Genomic DNA, 16589 nt, shown 5'->3' on the forward strand with positions numbered 1-16589 from the left:
ACTCTAGCGGGTTTTCCGGCCAGATGGTTACTTGCGCAGTTGGCGGGCCACGCTTCGCTCCGTGGCGGGCAGGCTGAGGAAGATCTCCAGGATCCTGGTGAGGCGGTGGACCTCGAGGCGGTGGAAGGCCGGGCCTTCCGAGCGGGCCAGCAGGAGCGCGATGGCGAGCGGCGGGAGCGGGGCGTGGATGACGTGCAGGCCCTCGTCGAGCGTCATGGCCGTCGGGCGCGTGGGCACGGTGTCCGGGATCGCGAGCTCCTGCGGGGCGCGCCAGCTGGCGTAGAGCACGCGGTTCTCGGCGGTCGTCGCGGCCCAGTCGGCGCTGAACAGCACGGGGAGCGAGTCGACGAGCGTGGTCAGGGCCCGGTCGCCCGCCGTCGTGATGTATTTGAGTATCTCCAGCTCCGGATAGGTGCCGGGCGCTTCCCGCGTGGTCCAGATGCCCTCGACCCGCACACCGTCGACCCCCTCCAGGCTCTTGACCAGGGCCTGCCTGGGCGTGCCGTCCGGGCAGAAGACCGTGATGTCGTCCACGGCCACACCCGCGCCCCGGTCGAGGACGATCACCTGGGTGATGTCGGCCCCCGCCACTCCCAGGACCTTGGTGACCTGCGCCAGCGAACCCGGCCTGTCGGGCAGTGCGATGCGCATGCGAAGAAGCATCCATCCCCCATCCGCCGAAGATGCTGCTTCTCACCCTATCCGCGAATACCGCTCGCGACCGGACCTGCGCTACAACTGAGGAATTGACTGCTCCCCCGCCTGAAGAAGGCGGGGGATTCCTGGCTCACGCTGCCTGACGGTCCAGCGGACAGTCGGGTCTTATGCGATCAGCACCAGCCGGGTTCAGACCAGCCCGGACCAGCATCACGCGTGCGGAGTTCTTGTCTCTCGGGGAGACGGCTCCGCACACGGCGCAGGTGTAGGTACGTTCGGAAAGAGGTAGTGCGTGCTTGGTTCTCGCTCCGCACCGTGCGCAGTCCATGGTGGTATGAGCGGGGCTGACGAGCCGCAGGTCACGGCGGTGCTTGCCGGCCATCTCGACCAGGGCGCGCTTGGTCGCACCGATGGCCGCGTCGGCGGCCTTACGCGCCATGCTGGACTTGGCCAGGAACTTCGGGCGGAAGTCCTCTGCCGCGATCACGTCATGGTCGCGGACGACCTTCTTGGCCCACTTGTGACCGGTGTCCTGGCGCTGGCGGGCGATCTTCTTGTACTGCTTGGCGCGCAGCTTCTTCGCCGTGCGGTAGCCCTTCGAGCCCGGCTGTCCCGGGGCGGGTTTTCGGCGGGCCATCATCCGGTCGTAGCGGGCCAGCTTCTTCGCGGCCTGCTTGCCGTACTCGGCGTGCGGCAGGTCATGGTCGTCGCTGGTGGTGGTGGCGACCTCTGTCACGCCCCAGTCGATGCCTATCGCCTGCCCGGTGGCGGGCAGCGGCTCGGCCTGGGCGGGGACGACGAACGAGCAATACCAGTGGCCGAGGCTGTCCCGGTAAACACGCACGCTGGACGGGTCGGCGGGCAGGTCGCGGGACCACACCACGGTCAGGATGATGTTCCCGGCCAGGTGCAGGCGTCTGTCCTTGAGGCGGAAGCCGCGCCGCGTGTAGTTCAGGCTCGGGTCGGCCAGGTCCTTCTTCTTGAAGCGGGGCATCCCGGCCCGCTGCCGGACGGGCAGCCGGCCGGTGATGTCCTTGACTGCCTTGGCGCGGGACCTGGCGAAGTCGCGGATGATCTGCTGCTGCGGCACCGACGCCCCCGCCGCAAGCCATGCGTGCTCAGCCCGCCACCCGGTCAGCATCTTGTCGAGCTGGGCCGGACCACACGTCTGCCTGTCGTCGGGATGGGCCTTATTGCGCAGGTACACCGTCTTCGACGTGGCAACGCACTGGTTCCACACCCAACGGCAGCGATCCCACTCACCCAGCAAGGCGCGGCTTGCCGTGCGCGACACGCGAAGCCGGTAGGTGTACCGGGTGTGCCCGGCGCCCTCGCCCGACTTCGCTGCCGCACTCATGATCGTACAATTTACCGAGGAGGTACGACAATTTTGAGCGTTCGTCGTGGCCGGACGCCTGATTGCCTTGATGGCGATCAGGCTATCCTTGGCCTGCTGCGCAGGAGTCCGATTCCTCCCGGGCCTGAGGGCCGGAGCATCCCCGGAGAAATCTGGTGAAGATTGGGCCGATTGGGGTTTGGCCGCCGGTGGTGCTGGCGCCGATGGCGGGCATCACGAACGCGCCGTTCCGCGTGTTGTGCAGGGAGCAGGGCGCCGGGCTGTTCGTGTGCGAGATGATCACGACGCGGGCGCTGGTGGAGCGCAATCCCAAGACGCTCAGGATGATCAGGTTCGCCGAGTCCGAGCAGCCCAGGAGCATCCAGCTGTACGGGGTGGACCCCGGCGTCGTGGGGCGGGCGGTCAAAATGATCGCCGAGGAGGACCTGGCCGATCACGTCGATCTCAACTTCGGGTGCCCCGTGCCCAAGGTGACCAGGCGTGGGGGCGGGTCCGCGCTGCCGTACAAACGGAATCTGCTGCGGAGGATCCTGCGGGAGGCGGTCGCCAACGCGGGGTCGTTGCCCGTGACGATGAAGATGCGCAAGGGGATCGACGACGATCACCTGACGTATCTGGACGCGGGGCGGATCGCCGTCGAGGAGGGGATCGCGGCGGTCGCGTTACACGCCCGTACGGCCAGGCAGCACTACGGCGGGGTCGCCGACTGGGAGGCCATCGCCCGGCTGAAGGACGCCGTGCCGGAGATCCCCGTGCTGGGCAATGGCGACATCTGGTGCGCCGACGACGCGCTGCGGATGGTGGCACGGACCGGGTGCGACGGCGTGGTGGTCGGACGCGGCTGCCTGGGGCGGCCGTGGTTGTTCAAGGACCTGGAGAACGCGTTCAACGGCAGCCCCGAGCGGACCCGGCCGACGCTCGGCGAGGTGGCCGAGGTGATGGCCAGGCACGCCGAGGGGCTGGCCGAGTGTTTCGACGTCGAGCGGTACGCGGTGGCCGACTTCCGCAAGCACGTCGGCTGGTATCTGAAGGGGTTCACGGTCGGCAGCGAGTTGCGGCGGGAGCTGGCCACGGCGGAGTCGCTCGACGGGCTGCGCGAGGGGCTGGCGAAGCTGGAGCACGACCAGCCGTGGCCTTCGAACACCGACACGCCTCGCGGCAAGTCGGGTGAGCGGTCCAAAGTGCTTCTTCCCGACGGATGGCTGGACGACCCGTGGGACTGCGTGGTGCCCGAGGACGCCGAATCCGATATTTCCGGCGGCTAAGGGTTAGTGCGGTCCGGTGACCTCGGTGCCGCAGGGGCCGCCGCCCACGGCGCGCTCCAGCTGGATACGCTCGCCGGACATGGTGAGCGTCGGGTAGTACTCGGCGATGCGCTCCGCCGAGCGGCCGGCGTAGTGGCAGATGAAGCTGCGCCGGAAGCGGTCGGTCGTGCTGTTCGGCTCCGAGCCGTGGACCAGGCTGCCGTTGAAGAACAGCACGTCCCCGGGGTCCATGTCGACGGGCACCTTCTTCAGGCCGGGCGGCGGCGGCACGTACTCCCTGGTGAACGAGACGTCCTGGTCGGCCTCCTCCGGGCAGAACAGGTCCATCAGGTGCGTGCCCGGCACGACCTCCAGGCCGCCGTTCGCCCGGTCGACGCGGTCGAGCGCCACCCACGCGGCCACGCAGGTGCCCGGCTCGACGCGGAGGTAGAAGTTGTCCTGGTGCAGCGCCTGGCCCCTGGCACCCGGCGGCTTGTAGTAGAACATGCTCTGGGCTGCTATCGGCTCCTCGCCGAGTATGTCGCGGAGTATCGCGGCGATGCGCGCGTCGAGCAGATAGCGCAGGGCGAGGTCGTTCACCTCGTGGGGATGCATGATGCGCGGGTATTCGCGCAGGATGTCGTACGGCCGGCCGGGCTCCTGCGGCTGAGGGGCGAAGTGACCCGGGATAGGCCCTCCGGCGTGTATCGCCATGAACTCCTCGCGCAGCTCGGCCACCTCTTCTGGGGCGAGAAGGCCGGGCACCAGCATGTACCCCTGTTTGTGGAAATCGTCGATCCGCATGTATCTCACGCTACGGACCAGGATCGGGTATCGGTATGCCTGTGATTGCTGAGGACATGTCCGTTCCTGCTGCCGAGCTGATGATCGTGGGCCACTACGACAAGCTTCCTGGGTACGACACGCGGCGGCCGGCGGGGTCGCCCAGCTGGCTGCTGATGTGGACGCAGGCGGGCGCGGGGCTGGTCGCGCAGGGCGGGGCGCCGTTCGAGGCGCGGGCAGGGGACCTGGTGGTGCTGGGCTCCGGGGTAGGGCAGCACTACAGGGTGGCGCCCGGGGCGTCGCGGTGGCGATTCTGGTGGGTGCACTTCCAGCCGCGCCCGTCGTGGCCGGCGTGGCTGGCCCCGTACGGGCGGGGCGGTGGGTGTCACGTCGTCCCGCGGGTGCCGGGGGAGCTGCACGAACGGATGGACATGGCCTTCGGGCGAGCGCTCCGGGACGCCAGGTGGGTGCCGCCGAGCCCGTCCCGGGGCATGTCCGGCCCCGCCCCGCCTGACAGGAGCGCCGAACAGGCCGTTATAGTGCCGGCACCTGGGCATGGTGCCGAGCAGGCGGTAGGGCGTGGTGGCGAGCCGATGCCTGCGGTCGTCATGGGTGGCCCGGCGCGGGAACTGGTGCTGGGCGCTGTCGAGGAGGCACTGGTGCTGGCCACCGCATCGGCGCGGCCCGAGGGGGCGCGGCAGTCCGACGAAGGAGACGAACGGGTGCGGCGCGTCCTGGCGATCATTGCCGCCGAGCCGGGAGCCCCGCACTCGGTCGCCTCACTCGCGCGTGCAGTCGCGCTCTCGCCGTCCCGGCTCGCCCACCTGTTCACGGCCGAGACCGGCCGCACCCCGATGCAGGCAGTTCGGCAGGCGCGGGTACGTCACGCGGCCGGGCTGCTGGAGGTGACCGACCTGGACGTCGGGCAGGTGGCGGCGGCGTCGGGGTTCGTCAGCCCATTCCACTTCAGCCGCGCCTTCAAACGCGAGTACGGGCTCCCGCCCCGCGACTACCGCGCCCGCCTGCGCCGTCAGCCCTGATCGCCCGGATGCGGTCCCGATCGGCGATCGCGACCATGCGGTACGACCGCGGAACGAGCTTCGGCACGCCGCCTCCAACGAGAGTCTCAGGAATGGGATGACGGCGCGCCGAGGTCGACCAGGTTCCGGTCCGGGTCGGCAGGGTCGTACAGCACGCGAACGCGGGTCTGACCCTGCAGGCGAGGGCCCGGGTCGTAGCGAAGGTGGTCACTGGCTGCGGTGTATGTCCGGCCCGTCCGCTCATCCTGCCACGTCGCATGGACGACGTAGGGGTGCCGGTTGTTCACCCGCACGGTGAAGTCGCGTCCCACATGCTCGATCTCCGCCCACACCTCCTGGCCCTGCTCCCGTAGCCAGGTTCGCTGCCGAGTGCTCCGTCGTCCCTTGACGAACAAGACCGCACCGATCGGCGTGAACACCACGCCGAGTCCACCGACGATCAGCGGAGCGAGGAACGCCGACCAGAACGACGCAATCTGCGCGTTGGACGGATCGTCCGGGTCGTAGGCGACAGGTACGCCTTCGCCTTTCTTGTAGGACGGTGGGTTGCTGCCAGTGGAGCTCTGGAACGAGTAGCGCCTGCCGTCGACGGTGAACTCCACGGTCGGGTACCACGACGTGCTCCTGCGGGTATGGCCGTCGGAATTCCGTGACGTGGTGGTCCGTGCGGTCAACTCGGCCACGGTGCCCTCGGTCTGGTCGGCCGAGGCCAGGAAGCTCGCGGTAGAGGCGGCCAGCGCCATGCCGACGCAGAGCAGCACCAGCCCGATGAGACCGAAGATCCCGCCGACGATGGTGAAGAACCGTCCGTTGTGCATGGGACGAGTTTGCCCAATACGGAGCAGTGTGTCGTACGGGAAACGATGCTCGCGGGCGACGACGCCGTGAGGTGAAAGTTTCAGGGGCCATTGACAGCGAGTGGGCGAGACCGTGCAATGTTAGCGCTACCAAGGGAGCCTGCCCATGATCAGTAGAGTCCTGGCCGCCCTGGCCCTCCTGCTCTTAGCCCTGGTCCCCGGCACGGGACCCGCCTCGGCAGCCACGTCTTACACCAACCCGCTCAAGTCCCAGAAGGGCGCCGACCCCTGGCTGACGTATTACGACGGCAACTACTACCTGATCAACACGACGTTCACGAACACGCTGGTCATCCGCAAGTCCCCCACCCTCCAGGGCCTGCCCACCGCCCCCAGCGTCCAGGTCTGGCAGGACACCACCGCCTCCCGGGGGACCAATTTCTGGGCGCCGGAAATGCACATGTTCAACGGCCGCTGGTACATCTACTACTCGGCGGGAGCGGTCGGCGCCGCCTGCTGTGACAGCCAGCGGACGCATGTGCTGGAGAGCGCGGGCAGCGACCCGCTCGGGCCGTACACGTACCGGAACATGCTCACCGGCTCCAACCTCAGCACCGGCGGCTGGCTCATCGACGCCAGCCCCATGACCTTGAACGGCTCGCTCTACCTGCTCGGCAGCGGGTTCATCGCCGGGAGCACGCAGAGCCTGGTGATCGCGCCGATGAGCAATCCGTACACGCTCAGCAGCAGCACCTTCAGCCGGATCTCCAGCCCCACCCACAGCTGGGAGACCCAGGGCGGCACGGTGAACGAGGCGCCGGTGGCGTTGCAGCGCGGCGGGCGGACTTTCGTGATCTACTCGGCGAGCGCCTGCTGGGGACCTGACTACAAGCTGGGCCAGCTCACCTACAACGGCGGCGACCCGCTCAGCGCCTCCTCGTGGGTGAAGAAGGCGACGCCGGTGTTCCAGCGGTCGGGCACCGTGTACGGCCCCGGCCACAACGGGTTCTTCACCTCCCCCAACGGCAGCGAGAGCTGGATCGTCTACCACGCCAACAGCTCCTCCGGCGGCGGCTGCGACAACAACCGCACGACCCGCGCCCAGCGGTTCACCTGGAACTCCGACGGCACGCCGAACTTCGGCACCCCCGTCGCCACCGGCACGAGCCTCCCGGCACCCGCCGGAGAGACCGCGGCGACGCCGGCGGCGTACACGCTGGTCAACCGGAACAGCGGCAAGTGCCTGGAGGTCGCGGGCGGCGCGACGGCCGACGGCGCGAACATCCAGCAGTGGACCTGCAACGGCGGCGCCAACCAGCGCTGGCGCATCGAGGACCAGGCCGACGACACCAGCCGCCTGGTGAACGTGGCCACCGGCAAGGTCGCCGACGTGGCCAACTGCGCCTCCGCCGACGGCACCGACATCCGCCAGTGGAGCTGGCTCAACAACACCTGCCAGCGCTTCAGGCTCGTCTACACCGCCACCGGCGGCTGGGTCCGCCTGGTGAACGCCGCCACCGGCAAGGTCGCCGACGTGGCCGACTGCGGCACCGCCGACGGGACTGACGTGCGCCTCTGGAGCTGGCTGAACAACAACTGCCAGCAGTGGTCCATCCGCCCCGCATGAGGTCCCGCCGGAAAATATGATCGCGCGCTCGCCCCTTCGGCCTGTTAGCGTTACCGCCGAGGGGGTGAGCCGTGGTCAAATCCAAGAACGGCAGGCCTGCGGTGCTCATGGACGTCGCCGTGCTCGCCGGCGTCTCCACGATGACCGTCTCGCGCGTGCTCAACGCGCCCGAACGGGTCAGGGCCGAGACCCGGGCCCGCGTGCTGGCCGCCGTCAAGGAGCTCGACTACCGCCCCAACCAGGCCGCCCGCCAGCTCGTCACCGGCCGCTCCGGCGTGCTCGGCGTGGTCAGCATCGACACCACGCTCTACGGTCCCGCATCCACGCTCTACTGCATCGAGCAGGCCGCCAGGCACGCCGGCTACAACGTCAGCATCGCCAGCCTGAGCTCGCTCAACCGCAGGTCGATGGAGGAAGGCGTGGAGCGGCTGCGCGCCCAGGCCGTCGACGGCATCATCATCGTGGCCCCGCACGAGTCGGCGGCCGACGGCCTGCGCCATCTGCCGCCCGAGATGCCGGTGGTCGCGGTGGACGCGGGCGACGACATCCCGGTGCCCGTCGCCAAGGTGGACCAGAGGGCCGGCGCCGTCCGCGTGACCAGGCATCTGCTCAGCCTCGGCCACGAGACGGTCTGGCACGTGGCGGGGCCCGCGGACTGGCTCGACGCCAACGGCCGCATCGAAGGCTGGCGCGGCGTGCTCGAGGCCGCCGACCGGCCGGTGCCCGAGATCCTGCGCGGCGACTGGAGCGCGCGCTCCGGCTATCAGCTCGGCCGCGACCTCGCCCGCAACCCCGAAGTCACCGCCGTGTTCGTGGCCAACGACCAGATGGCGCTCGGTGTGCTGCGTGCGCTGCGCGAGGCGGGGCGGCGCGTCCCCGAGGACGTGAGCGTGGCCGGGTTCGACGACATTCCCGAGGCCGCGTACTTCTGGCCGCCGCTGACGACCGTGCGGCAGGACTTCCATGAGGTCGGCCGGCACGCCTTCCACCTGCTGCTGGACCGGATGGCGGGCGCCGAGTCCGACGCCCGCCGGCTGGTGGAGCCGGAGCTCATCGTCCGCGAGAGCACCGCTAGCCGAGCCTGATCACGTTCCAGGAGACCGGCGGCAGCAGGACCCGCATCGGGTCGTGCTCGACGTCCGCGTTCGGCCGGGGCGCGACGCGGTCCGGGTCGTCGGCCGTGTTGCGGGCGTAGACGTCGGCGTCCGTCAGCGTGGTGGCCTCGACGATCCGCCTCCCGCCGAGGGCCCGCGCGTCGATCTCCAGGGACAGCGGCCCGTCGGTGGAGCGGTTGACCGCGAACACGGTCGTGCCCTCGCCGGAGTGCGTGGCCACCGCGTGCAGGAGCGGCACCTCGCCGTACTCGGCCGTCTCGTACAGCGGCGACACCGGCTCGACCCGCAGCACGTCGCCCGCCGCGAGCCTGGAGGCCTGGGCGAACGGATGGAACGTGGTCTGCTTCCACGCCCGCCCGCCTGGCTCGGTCATGATCGGCGCGATCACGTTCACCAGCTGCGCCAGCGAGGCGGCGGTCACCCGGTCGCTGTTGCGCAGCAGCGTGATGAGCAGGCCGCCGAAGGCGACCGCGTCGGCCAGGTGGTAGTGGTCCTCCAGCAGCGGCGGCGCGACCGGCCAGTCGGCGGGCGGCTCGGCGTTCTCGAAGCGCGACAGGTACCAGACGTTCCATTCGTCGAAGGAGATGTCGATGCGCTTGCGTGACTTGAGCCGGGCGCCGACGTGGTCGGCGGTGGCCACGACCGAGCGGATGAAGTACTCCATGTTGGTCGAGCAGGCCAGGAAGCTGCCGAGGTCGCCGTCCTTCTCCTCGTAGTAGGCGTGGCAGGAGATGTAGTCCACCAGGTCATACGTCTCCTCCAGCACCTCCGCCTCCCAGGCGCCGAAGGTCGGCATGCCGGAGCTGGAGCTGCCGCAGGCCACCAGCTCCAGGTCCCGCTCCACCATGCGCATGGCGCGGGCGGTCTCGGCGGCGAGCCTGCCGTACTCGCGGGCCGTCTTGTGCCCGGTCTGCCAGGGGCCGTCCATCTCGTTGCCCAGGCACCACATCCTGATCCCGTGCGGCTCCTTGGCGCCGTTCGCGATCCGCAGGTCGGACAAGGCGGTGCCGGACGGGTGGTTGCAGTATTCGAGCAGGTCGAGCGCCGCCTCGATGCCGCGGGTGCCGAGGTTGATCGCCATCATCGGCTCGACGCCGGCCTTGCGGCACCAGCGCATGAACTCGTCGACGCCGACCTCGTTCGTCTCGGTGCTGTGCCAGGCCAGGTCGAGCCGGCGCGGGCGCTGGTCCTTGGGCCCGATGCCGTCCTCCCAGCGGTAGCCGGAGACGAAGTTGCCGCCCGGATAGCGGACCGTGGAGACGCCCAGCTCTCTGGTCAGGTCCAGCACGTCGCGGCGGAAGCCGTCCTCGTCGGCCGCCGGGTGCCCCGGCTCGTAGATGCCGGTGTAGACGCAGCGCCCGAGGTGCTCGACGAACGTGCCGAACGTACGCCGGCGTACCGGAGCGACCTTGAACGCGGGATCGATCGTGAGTTTGGCCTGATGCACGAAGGTGGCTCCTGTTTCGCGGGCGTTACTTCGCTCAGAATTGTTAGCGTTATCAGCGCGGCTGGTCAAGGTCGTGCGATCACGAAAACCAGTTGCGATCAGGGCCTTGACATCCCTGTTGTTACCGCTAACACTCGGGTAACCCCGACGAAACATCGAGGCAACCGTGCAAGAACCCCCCAAAATCACCCGCCGGAGCCTCCTCGGCGGCAGCCTGGCGCTCGCCGGCGCCACGGCCGCCGGTTGCGCCATTCCGGTAGGGCTCGGCTCCGCCCAGAACCGCGTCCAGTACTGGCACTTCCTCGGTGCGAGCGACGGCATCATCATGAACAAGATGGTCACGGCGTTCGCCAAGGACAATCCGAACATCTTCGTTGAAGAGAACGTGCTCGCCTGGGGCGAGCCCTACTACACCAAGATCGCCATGGCCGGCGCCGGCGGCCGCTCTCCCGACCTGGCCACCTTCCACCTGGCCCGGCTGGCCGGGATCGGCGCCGGCGCCATCCTCGACCCCATCAACGTCAAGCTGCTGGAGGAGGTCGGGCTGCGGGCCGCCGACTTCAGCCCGCCCATCTGGGAGCGGGCCCACCTCGACGGTGTGTTGTACGCGATCCCGTTCGACGCCCACCCGATGGTGCAGTACTACAACACCGACATCTGCGGCAAGGCGGGACTGCTCGGCTCGGACGGCAAGCTCCTGCCCACCCGGAACCAGGACGAGCTGCTGGCCATGCTCCGCAAGGCCAAGGAGGCGCTGGGCGGCAAGCCGCCGCTGGTGTTCGACGCGCTCGGCCTGGGCACGGTCGGCCCTTGGCGGGTGTGGTATTCGCTCTACCCGCAAAGCGGCGGCACCCTGCTGTCGGACGACGGCACCACGATCGCCATCGACGACCAGAAGGCACTGCAGGCGCTGCGGCTCATGGCCCAGCTCGGGCAGGAAGGGCTGTGCGATCCGCGCACCGACTACGGCGCCTCCGTCGCCAGCTTCACCAACGGCCAGTCCGCGTTCCTGTGGAACGGCGACTGGGAGACGACCGGGCTCAAGGAACGCAAGACGCCGTTCAGCATGACCCGTTTCCCCAGCGTCTTCGGCACCGGCGCGGCGCAGGCCGACTGCCACTCGTTCGTCCTGCCGCACCAGCGCAACCGTGATCCCGAGGTCGAGCGGGCCACGTACCAATTCATCGCCTACCTCGTCAAGAACAGCGCGGACTGGGCGGTCGCCGGGCACGTGCCCGCGTACCTGCCCGCCCTCGAGGAGCCCGACTACCTCGCGCTGCAGCCCCAGTCGGAGTACCGCTCCGTCATCACCGAGGTCGCGCTCGATCCCCAGGTGTGGTTCGCCGGGTCGGCGTCCAGGATGTGGATCGAGATCGGGGAGGCGTTCTCCCCGGTGATCAGCGGTGAGCGCACGCCTGAAGAGGGCCTGGCCGCGGCCAAGGCCTCGCTGAACCGGCTCCTGTCGGCCCCGAACCCCTTCCCCGAGCAGGAGCGATGATGACCACCACCGTCGCCGCCCCCGCCGCCGCCACCCCCGCCGCCACCGAGGCCAAGGTCCGGCGCGGCTGGACCCAGCACGGGCTGCTGTTCGTCGCGCCCTTCCTGGTCATCTACGTGGTCTTCCTGGTCTGGCCGACCATACTCGGCCTGCGGATGAGCATGTCGAGCGTCAACATCGCCGGCACCAACGACAACATGGTCGGGTTCGACAACTACGCCGAGGCGTTCGCCGACCCGCGCATGTGGCGCTCGCTCTGGAACACGGTGGTCTTCACCGTGCTGAGCACGGTCCCGCTGGTGCTGCTCGGCCTCGGGTTCGCGTTGCTGGTGCACCATCTGCGGTTCGTGCAGTGGCTGTGGCGGCTGTCGTTCTTCGGGCCGTTCCTGCTGCCGTCGGCCGTGGTGTCGATCCTCTGGCTGCAGATGATCTACCCGCCCGACTACGGCCTGATCAACGGCACGCTCGGCACCGACTTCACCTGGCTGACCGACCCGTCGACGGCCATGTTCTCGGTGGTGCTGACCACGGTCTGGTGGACGGTCGGCTTCAACTTCCTGCTCTACCTGGCCGCTCTTCAGTCCATCCCGCAGCACCTGTACGAGGCCGCCGCCATCGACGGCGCCTCGGCCTGGGACAAGCTGCGCTCCATCACCCTGCCGCTGCTCGGCCGCACGACAGCGCTCATCGTGGTGCTGCAGCTGCTGGCCTCACTCAAGGTCTTCGACCAGATCTATCTCATGACGGGCGGCGGCCCGGAGGACTCGACCCGGCCGATCATCGAGTACGCCTACGACATGGGCTTCACCGGTTACCGCATCGGTTACGCCTCGGCCGTGTCGTACATCCTGTTCGCCATCATCGTCATCGTCTCCTTGGCACAGCTGCGGCTGTTCCGCAAGCGCGCGGAGGGTTCGTCATGACCAAGCGGTTCAGCATCAGCCAGCTCATCCTGCTGGTGGTGGCGCTGGCGTTGGCGATCCTCTGGCTGGCGCCCATCGCCTGGGCCGTGGCCACCTCGCTCAAGCCCGAGTCCGAGACCACGAAGATCCCGCTGGAGTGGATCGGCAGCGAGATCACGCTGGACTCGTACCAGCTGGTCCTGGGCACCGGCGGCATCGTCAAGTGGGCGATCAACTCCACGATCACCGCGGTGATCACCACGTTCCTGACCGTGTTGCTCTCCGCGATGGCGGCGTACGGGTTCGCGCGCACGCAGTTCCGCGGCCAGCGGGCGCTGCTGGCGATCATCCTGGCCGGGATCATGGTGCCGCCGCAGGTGCTGATCGCGCCGCTGTTCGCGGAGATGGTCGCGCTCGGGCTCGTCGACACCTGGTGGGCCATCATCCTGCCGCAGGTGGCCGCGCCGCTGATCGTCTACGTCCTGTACAAGTTCTTCCAGGACGTGCCGCCGGAGCTGGAGCAGGCCGCGTTCGTGGACGGCGCGGGACGGTGGCGGGTGTTCTTCACGATCGTGCTGCCGCTGTCGCGGCCCGTGCTCGCCGCAGTGTCGATCTTCACGTTCATCACCACGTGGAACAACTTCCTCTGGCCGTTCCTGGTCTCCACCGACCCGAACACGATGACCTTGCCGGTGGGGCTGGCGAACGTCGTGCAGGGCACCTTCGGCCTGCGGTACGCGCAGATCATGGCGTCCGTCGTGCTGGCCGGGCTGCCGCTGCTCGTGGTGTTCGTGCTGTTCCAGCGGCAGATCGTCCGCGGCGTCGCCCACACCGGCCTGGCCGGCCAGTGACGTCCATCCCCTGAGCGAGGCGACCGGCTGGCCCTCGGGTTGCCAGACAATTACCAGGAACTGACGGTAGTCTCGCTCGGCATGAACTGGCAGCGTAAGGTGAACAAAGCGCTGGTCAGGTTCACCGGATTCCAGATCGAACGGGCCGGGAAAGAGCCTTCGGCCCCTCCCGGTCCTGAGGTCAGACCGCCCGCGGATCCGCTGACCGACCGGCTGCTCGAAGCCCCCGTGTTCCTCCTGTCCCCCGTGCGGTCCGGCTCGACGCTCCTGCGGTCGATACTGAACGCCCATTCGGCCCTGCATGCTCCCCATGAGCTGCACGTACGACGCCTGAAGGTGAGTTTCGAGACGAACCTGGCGTCGAAGGCGATGGCGGCGCTCGGCCACAACCAGGCCGATCTGGAGCATCTGCTGTGGGACCGGGTCCTGCACCGGGAACTGGTCCGCAGCGGCAAGCGGTACATCGTGGACAAGACACCCGCGAACGCCTTCGCCTACCAGCGCATCGCGACCTGCTGGCCCGACGCCCGCTTCATCTTCCTGCTGCGCCACCCCGCCTCGATCGCCACGTCCTGGCACGAGGCCAGCCCCGACAAGCGCACTGCCGACGAGGCCGCGCTGGACGCGCTGCGGTACATGAAGGCCGTGCAGCGGGCCAGGAAGGCGCTGCCGGGCCTGACCGTCAAGTACGAGGAGCTCAGCGCCGAGCCGGAGCGCGTCACCCGCGAGATCTGCGCGTTCCTGGACCTGGAGTGGGAGCCGGAGATGCTCTCGTACGGCAAGCAGACTGTGATCCAGAAGGGGCTCGGCGACTGGCGCGACAAGATCCGCACCGGCACCGTGCAGCCCGCCCGCGAACTGCCGGCCGAGCACGAGATCCCCGAGGCGTTGAAGCCGATCTCCCGCACCTGGGGGTACCTCTCGTGAAGATCCGCTATCTCATGCTGCACGCGTACGGCATGGGCGGAACCATTCGCACGGTCGTCAACCAGGCGAACGCGATGGCCGCGGCGGGGCACGAGGTGGAGCTGGTCAGCGTGGTACGGCGGCGCGACACGCCGCAGTTCGCGCTGGACCCGCGGATCACGATCACCACGCTGGTGGACCAGCGTGGTGGGCGCCGGCCCGACTCGATCGGGCGGCGGGCCTGGCGCCGGGTACGCGGCAAGGTCGTGCCCCGCGGGGAGTTCGCGGCCGACTACTTCACCGAGCGGGTGGAGTGGGCGGCGATGGACTACTGCGCCAAGCTGCGCGACGGCATCCTGATCACCACCCGGCCGGCGCTGAACCTGATCTCCGCCCGCCGTACCCCCAAGAGCGTCATCAGGGTCGCCCAGGAGCACATGAACCTGTCGGCCTACCCCGACACCATCCGCAGGGAGATCGCCCGCCACTACGGCCGCTTCGACGCGATCACCGTGCTGACGCAGACGAACCGGCTCGAATACCAGCGGCTGCTCCCCGCCACGCCGATCGTGCAGATCCCGAACGCCGTGCACAAGGTCGACCAGGAACGTTCCCAGCAGGTGAATCCCGTCGTGATCGCGGCCGGCCGGCTGGTGCCGCAGAAGGGGTTCGACCTGCTGATCCCGGCCTTCGCGCAGGTGGTGGCGGAGCATCCGGAGTGGCGGCTGCGCATCTTCGGCACCGGGCCGCGCAAGGGCCAGCTGAGCGGGCTCATCAAGCAGTACGGGCTGCGCGAGCACGTGACGTTGCCCGGGCGCACCGATCGCCTGGAGCGCGAGCTGACCGAGGCCTCCGTGTACGCGCTGAGCTCGCGGTTCGAGGGCCTGCCCATGGTGATGGTCGAGGCGATGACGCACGCGCTGCCCGTGGTGGCCTTCGACTGCCCGACCGGGCCGCGGGACGTGCTGACCGACGGCGTGGACGGGATGCTGGTGCCGCCCCGGGACGTGGACGCGCTGGCCGCTGCGCTGAAGCGCGTCGTCGCGGATCGGAAACTGCGGGTGCGGATGGGAAAAGAGGCGGTGAAAACGTCTCGGGCGTACGCGCCGGAACTCGTGATGCCATTGTGGGAGGATTTGTTCTCTGAGCTGCTGCAGGGCGAGCGCGTGACGGACAATTTCTGGAGCGGCAGCAGGTAGACCCCGGTTTCTTTAGACATTCCCCAAAGATCTACCAACCGGAAATCGCGGCGTTATCGGCCTTTCCGGGCGCTTTATCCCTCAATTTCGCTTATTTCGGCAAAAGCACCCTCAAGGGCGGGGCAGCCTGGGTCAATGCGTACCTGGAAAGCCATCACGGCCGCCTTGGCAGGCATTCTTACCCTGGCCACAGGGCTCGCCGCGCCCGCACACGCGAGCGCGTCAGCGCTCCTTCCCGCGGCCGCCGCCGTCGACACCCCCACGGTGTACGGCCGCGCCGCCTACCTGATCGACGCCTCCTCCGGCAAAGTGTTGTTCGACGACAACGGCACCGAGCGGATGCCGATCGCCAGCCTCACCAAGACGATGACGGCATATGTCGTCCTGAAGACCGCCAAGCCGACGGACGTGGTCCAGATCGCTCCCGCCGACGTCTCGTACGCCGAGGACGGCGGCGGCACCACCGCGGACCTGCGTGCCGGCGACCGCCTCACCGTGAACGAGCTCCTGTACGGCCTGATGCTGCCCTCGGGCGCCGATGCGGCGCACGCCCTGGCCCGCACGTACGGCCCGGGCGTCGACGGCTTCGTCGCCAAGATGAACGCGACCGCCCGCCAGCTCGGCATGGCCGACACCCAGTACGTCAACGCCGACGGCCTGCCCATGCCGGGCAGCGACGGCTACTCCACCGCGCGGGACCAGGCTCTGCTGGCCGCCAAGGCGCTGGAGCTCCCGCTGATCAAGGAGACGGCCGGCACCCGGTACCACTCGCTCGACGCCAACGGTGAGCATCGGTCGTACAGCTGGCGCAACACCAACCGGCTCCTGCGGACCACCCCGGACGCGATCGGGCTGAAGACCGGGTTCACCCGGGCGGCCGGGTTCTGCCTGGCGTTCGCCAGTGAGCAGGACGGGCAGCGCCTGGTGGGCGTGCTGCTCGGGGAGTCCGACTCCAGCCGCCGCTTCGCCACGGCCGAGGAGTTGCTGACCTGGGGCGCGAGCCGCCAGGCCGCCTGACCCCTGAGCGAGCCGGCCGCATGACCCCTGGGCGAGCCGGCCGTCCGACGCCGGGGCGGCCGGCCGCGTGACGCGAGGCGTGGTCGATCAGCCAACTGGATCCATCGGCCCCATGGACGGTGTTGATCCTTTGGTCTAGTTTGCCCGAC

At 69.0% G+C, this 16589-nt stretch carries 15 protein-coding genes; 10 read left to right on the forward strand and 5 right to left on the reverse strand.

Annotated features, from left to right (window positions below; translation table 11 throughout):
* Positions 1-27: 27 nt before the first annotated feature.
* Complete coding sequence (locus tag EDD27_RS25275) at positions 28-651, reverse strand: ACT domain-containing protein (RefSeq protein WP_127934587.1); 624 nt, start codon at positions 649-651, stop codon at positions 28-30.
* A gap of 136 nt (positions 652-787) precedes the next feature.
* On the reverse strand, positions 788-2014 hold the full coding sequence (locus tag EDD27_RS25280; RefSeq protein WP_127934588.1) for an RNA-guided endonuclease InsQ/TnpB family protein: 1227 nt from the start codon (positions 2012-2014) through the stop codon (positions 788-790).
* A gap of 155 nt (positions 2015-2169) precedes the next feature.
* Here EDD27_RS25280 and dusB point away from each other — a divergent pair, with 155 nt between their 5' ends.
* The gene (dusB, locus tag EDD27_RS25285) at positions 2170-3279 is read left to right on the forward strand and encodes a tRNA dihydrouridine synthase DusB (RefSeq protein ID WP_241564240.1); all 1110 of its coding nucleotides are present in this window, start codon (positions 2170-2172) and stop codon (positions 3277-3279) included.
* 3 nt (positions 3280-3282) lie between these two features.
* Here dusB and EDD27_RS25290 read toward each other — a convergent pair whose 3' ends face one another.
* Positions 3283-4062 carry a phytanoyl-CoA dioxygenase family protein gene (locus EDD27_RS25290; RefSeq protein WP_127934590.1) on the reverse strand — a complete coding sequence of 260 codons (780 nt, stop codon included), beginning with the start codon at positions 4060-4062 and terminating at the stop codon, positions 3283-3285.
* 35 nt (positions 4063-4097) lie between these two features.
* Here EDD27_RS25290 and EDD27_RS25295 point away from each other — a divergent pair, with 35 nt between their 5' ends.
* On the forward strand, positions 4098-5081 hold the full coding sequence (locus tag EDD27_RS25295; protein WP_206641637.1) for an AraC family transcriptional regulator: 984 nt from the start codon (positions 4098-4100) through the stop codon (positions 5079-5081).
* An 86-nt stretch (positions 5082-5167) separates the two neighbouring features.
* On the opposite strand, the gene EDD27_RS25300 is transcribed toward EDD27_RS25295, so the two are convergent.
* Complete coding sequence (locus EDD27_RS25300) at positions 5168-5899, reverse strand: DUF3592 domain-containing protein (RefSeq protein ID WP_127934591.1); 732 nt, start codon at positions 5897-5899, stop codon at positions 5168-5170.
* A gap of 145 nt (positions 5900-6044) precedes the next feature.
* On the opposite strand from EDD27_RS25300, the gene EDD27_RS25305 reads away from it, so the two are divergent.
* Both EDD27_RS25305 and EDD27_RS25310 read left to right on the forward strand, forming a co-directional pair.
* Positions 6045-7505 (forward strand): family 43 glycosylhydrolase, encoded by a 1461-nt coding sequence (locus tag EDD27_RS25305; RefSeq protein WP_127934592.1) that lies wholly within the window; start codon positions 6045-6047, stop codon positions 7503-7505.
* 71 nt (positions 7506-7576) lie between these two features.
* Complete coding sequence (locus EDD27_RS25310; protein WP_127934593.1) at positions 7577-8590, forward strand: LacI family DNA-binding transcriptional regulator; 1014 nt, start codon at positions 7577-7579, stop codon at positions 8588-8590.
* On the opposite strand, the gene arfA is transcribed toward EDD27_RS25310, so the two are convergent.
* Positions 8577-10067 (reverse strand): arabinosylfuranosidase ArfA, encoded by a 1491-nt coding sequence (gene arfA / locus EDD27_RS25315; protein WP_127934594.1) that lies wholly within the window; start codon positions 10065-10067, stop codon positions 8577-8579. The two genes, EDD27_RS25310 and arfA, sit on opposite strands and share 14 nt — an antisense overlap.
* Positions 10068-10233: 166 nt before the next feature.
* Here arfA and EDD27_RS25320 point away from each other — a divergent pair, with 166 nt between their 5' ends.
* The 6 genes from EDD27_RS25320 (at position 10234) to EDD27_RS25345 (ending at position 16440) form a co-directional block, all read left to right on the forward strand.
* Positions 10234-11565 carry an extracellular solute-binding protein gene (locus tag EDD27_RS25320; protein ID WP_241564241.1) on the forward strand — a complete coding sequence of 444 codons (1332 nt, stop codon included), beginning with the start codon at positions 10234-10236 and terminating at the stop codon, positions 11563-11565.
* Positions 11565-12488 carry a carbohydrate ABC transporter permease gene (locus EDD27_RS25325; protein ID WP_421917320.1) on the forward strand — a complete coding sequence of 308 codons (924 nt, stop codon included), beginning with the start codon at positions 11565-11567 and terminating at the stop codon, positions 12486-12488. The genes EDD27_RS25320 and EDD27_RS25325 overlap by 1 nt, the downstream gene beginning before the upstream one ends.
* Positions 12485-13318 (forward strand): carbohydrate ABC transporter permease, encoded by an 834-nt coding sequence (locus EDD27_RS25330; RefSeq protein ID WP_127934597.1) that lies wholly within the window; start codon positions 12485-12487, stop codon positions 13316-13318. Before EDD27_RS25325 ends, EDD27_RS25330 begins: the two co-directional genes overlap by 4 nt.
* Positions 13319-13399: 81 nt before the next feature.
* Positions 13400-14245 carry a sulfotransferase family protein gene (locus EDD27_RS25335; protein ID WP_127934598.1) on the forward strand — a complete coding sequence of 282 codons (846 nt, stop codon included), beginning with the start codon at positions 13400-13402 and terminating at the stop codon, positions 14243-14245.
* Positions 14242-15423 (forward strand): glycosyltransferase family 4 protein, encoded by a 1182-nt coding sequence (locus EDD27_RS25340; RefSeq protein ID WP_127934599.1) that lies wholly within the window; start codon positions 14242-14244, stop codon positions 15421-15423. Before EDD27_RS25335 ends, EDD27_RS25340 begins: the two co-directional genes overlap by 4 nt.
* A 135-nt stretch (positions 15424-15558) precedes the next feature.
* Positions 15559-16440 (forward strand): D-alanyl-D-alanine carboxypeptidase family protein, encoded by an 882-nt coding sequence (locus EDD27_RS25345; RefSeq protein WP_127934600.1) that lies wholly within the window; start codon positions 15559-15561, stop codon positions 16438-16440.
* The last annotated feature ends 149 nt before the right edge of the window (positions 16441-16589 follow it).

Source organism: Nonomuraea polychroma, assembly GCF_004011505.1.
Lineage (GTDB): Bacteria > Actinomycetota > Actinomycetes > Streptosporangiales > Streptosporangiaceae > Nonomuraea > Nonomuraea polychroma.

Bases quoted from the DNA above. Each gene is read 5' to 3' on its own strand.
- EDD27_RS25345 (WP_127934600.1), top strand. From the start codon at position 15,559: ATGCGTACCTGGAAAGCCATCACGGCCGCCTTGGCAGGCATTCTTACC.
- EDD27_RS25300 (WP_127934591.1), bottom strand. From the start codon at position 5,899: ATGCACAACGGACGGTTCTTCACCATCGTCGGCGGGATCTTCGGTCTC.
- EDD27_RS25335 (WP_127934598.1), top strand. From the start codon at position 13,400: ATGAACTGGCAGCGTAAGGTGAACAAAGCGCTGGTCAGGTTCACCGGA.
- EDD27_RS25295 (WP_206641637.1), top strand. From the start codon at position 4,098: ATGCCTGTGATTGCTGAGGACATGTCCGTTCCTGCTGCCGAGCTGATG.
- EDD27_RS25325 (WP_421917320.1), top strand. From the start codon at position 11,565: ATGACCACCACCGTCGCCGCCCCCGCCGCCGCCACCCCCGCCGCCACC.
- EDD27_RS25275 (WP_127934587.1), bottom strand. From the start codon at position 651: ATGCGCATCGCACTGCCCGACAGGCCGGGTTCGCTGGCGCAGGTCACC.
- EDD27_RS25330 (WP_127934597.1), top strand. From the start codon at position 12,485: ATGACCAAGCGGTTCAGCATCAGCCAGCTCATCCTGCTGGTGGTGGCG.
- EDD27_RS25280 (WP_127934588.1), bottom strand. From the start codon at position 2,014: ATGAGTGCGGCAGCGAAGTCGGGCGAGGGCGCCGGGCACACCCGGTAC.
- EDD27_RS25305 (WP_127934592.1), top strand. From the start codon at position 6,045: ATGATCAGTAGAGTCCTGGCCGCCCTGGCCCTCCTGCTCTTAGCCCTG.
- EDD27_RS25290 (WP_127934590.1), bottom strand. From the start codon at position 4,062: ATGCGGATCGACGATTTCCACAAACAGGGGTACATGCTGGTGCCCGGC.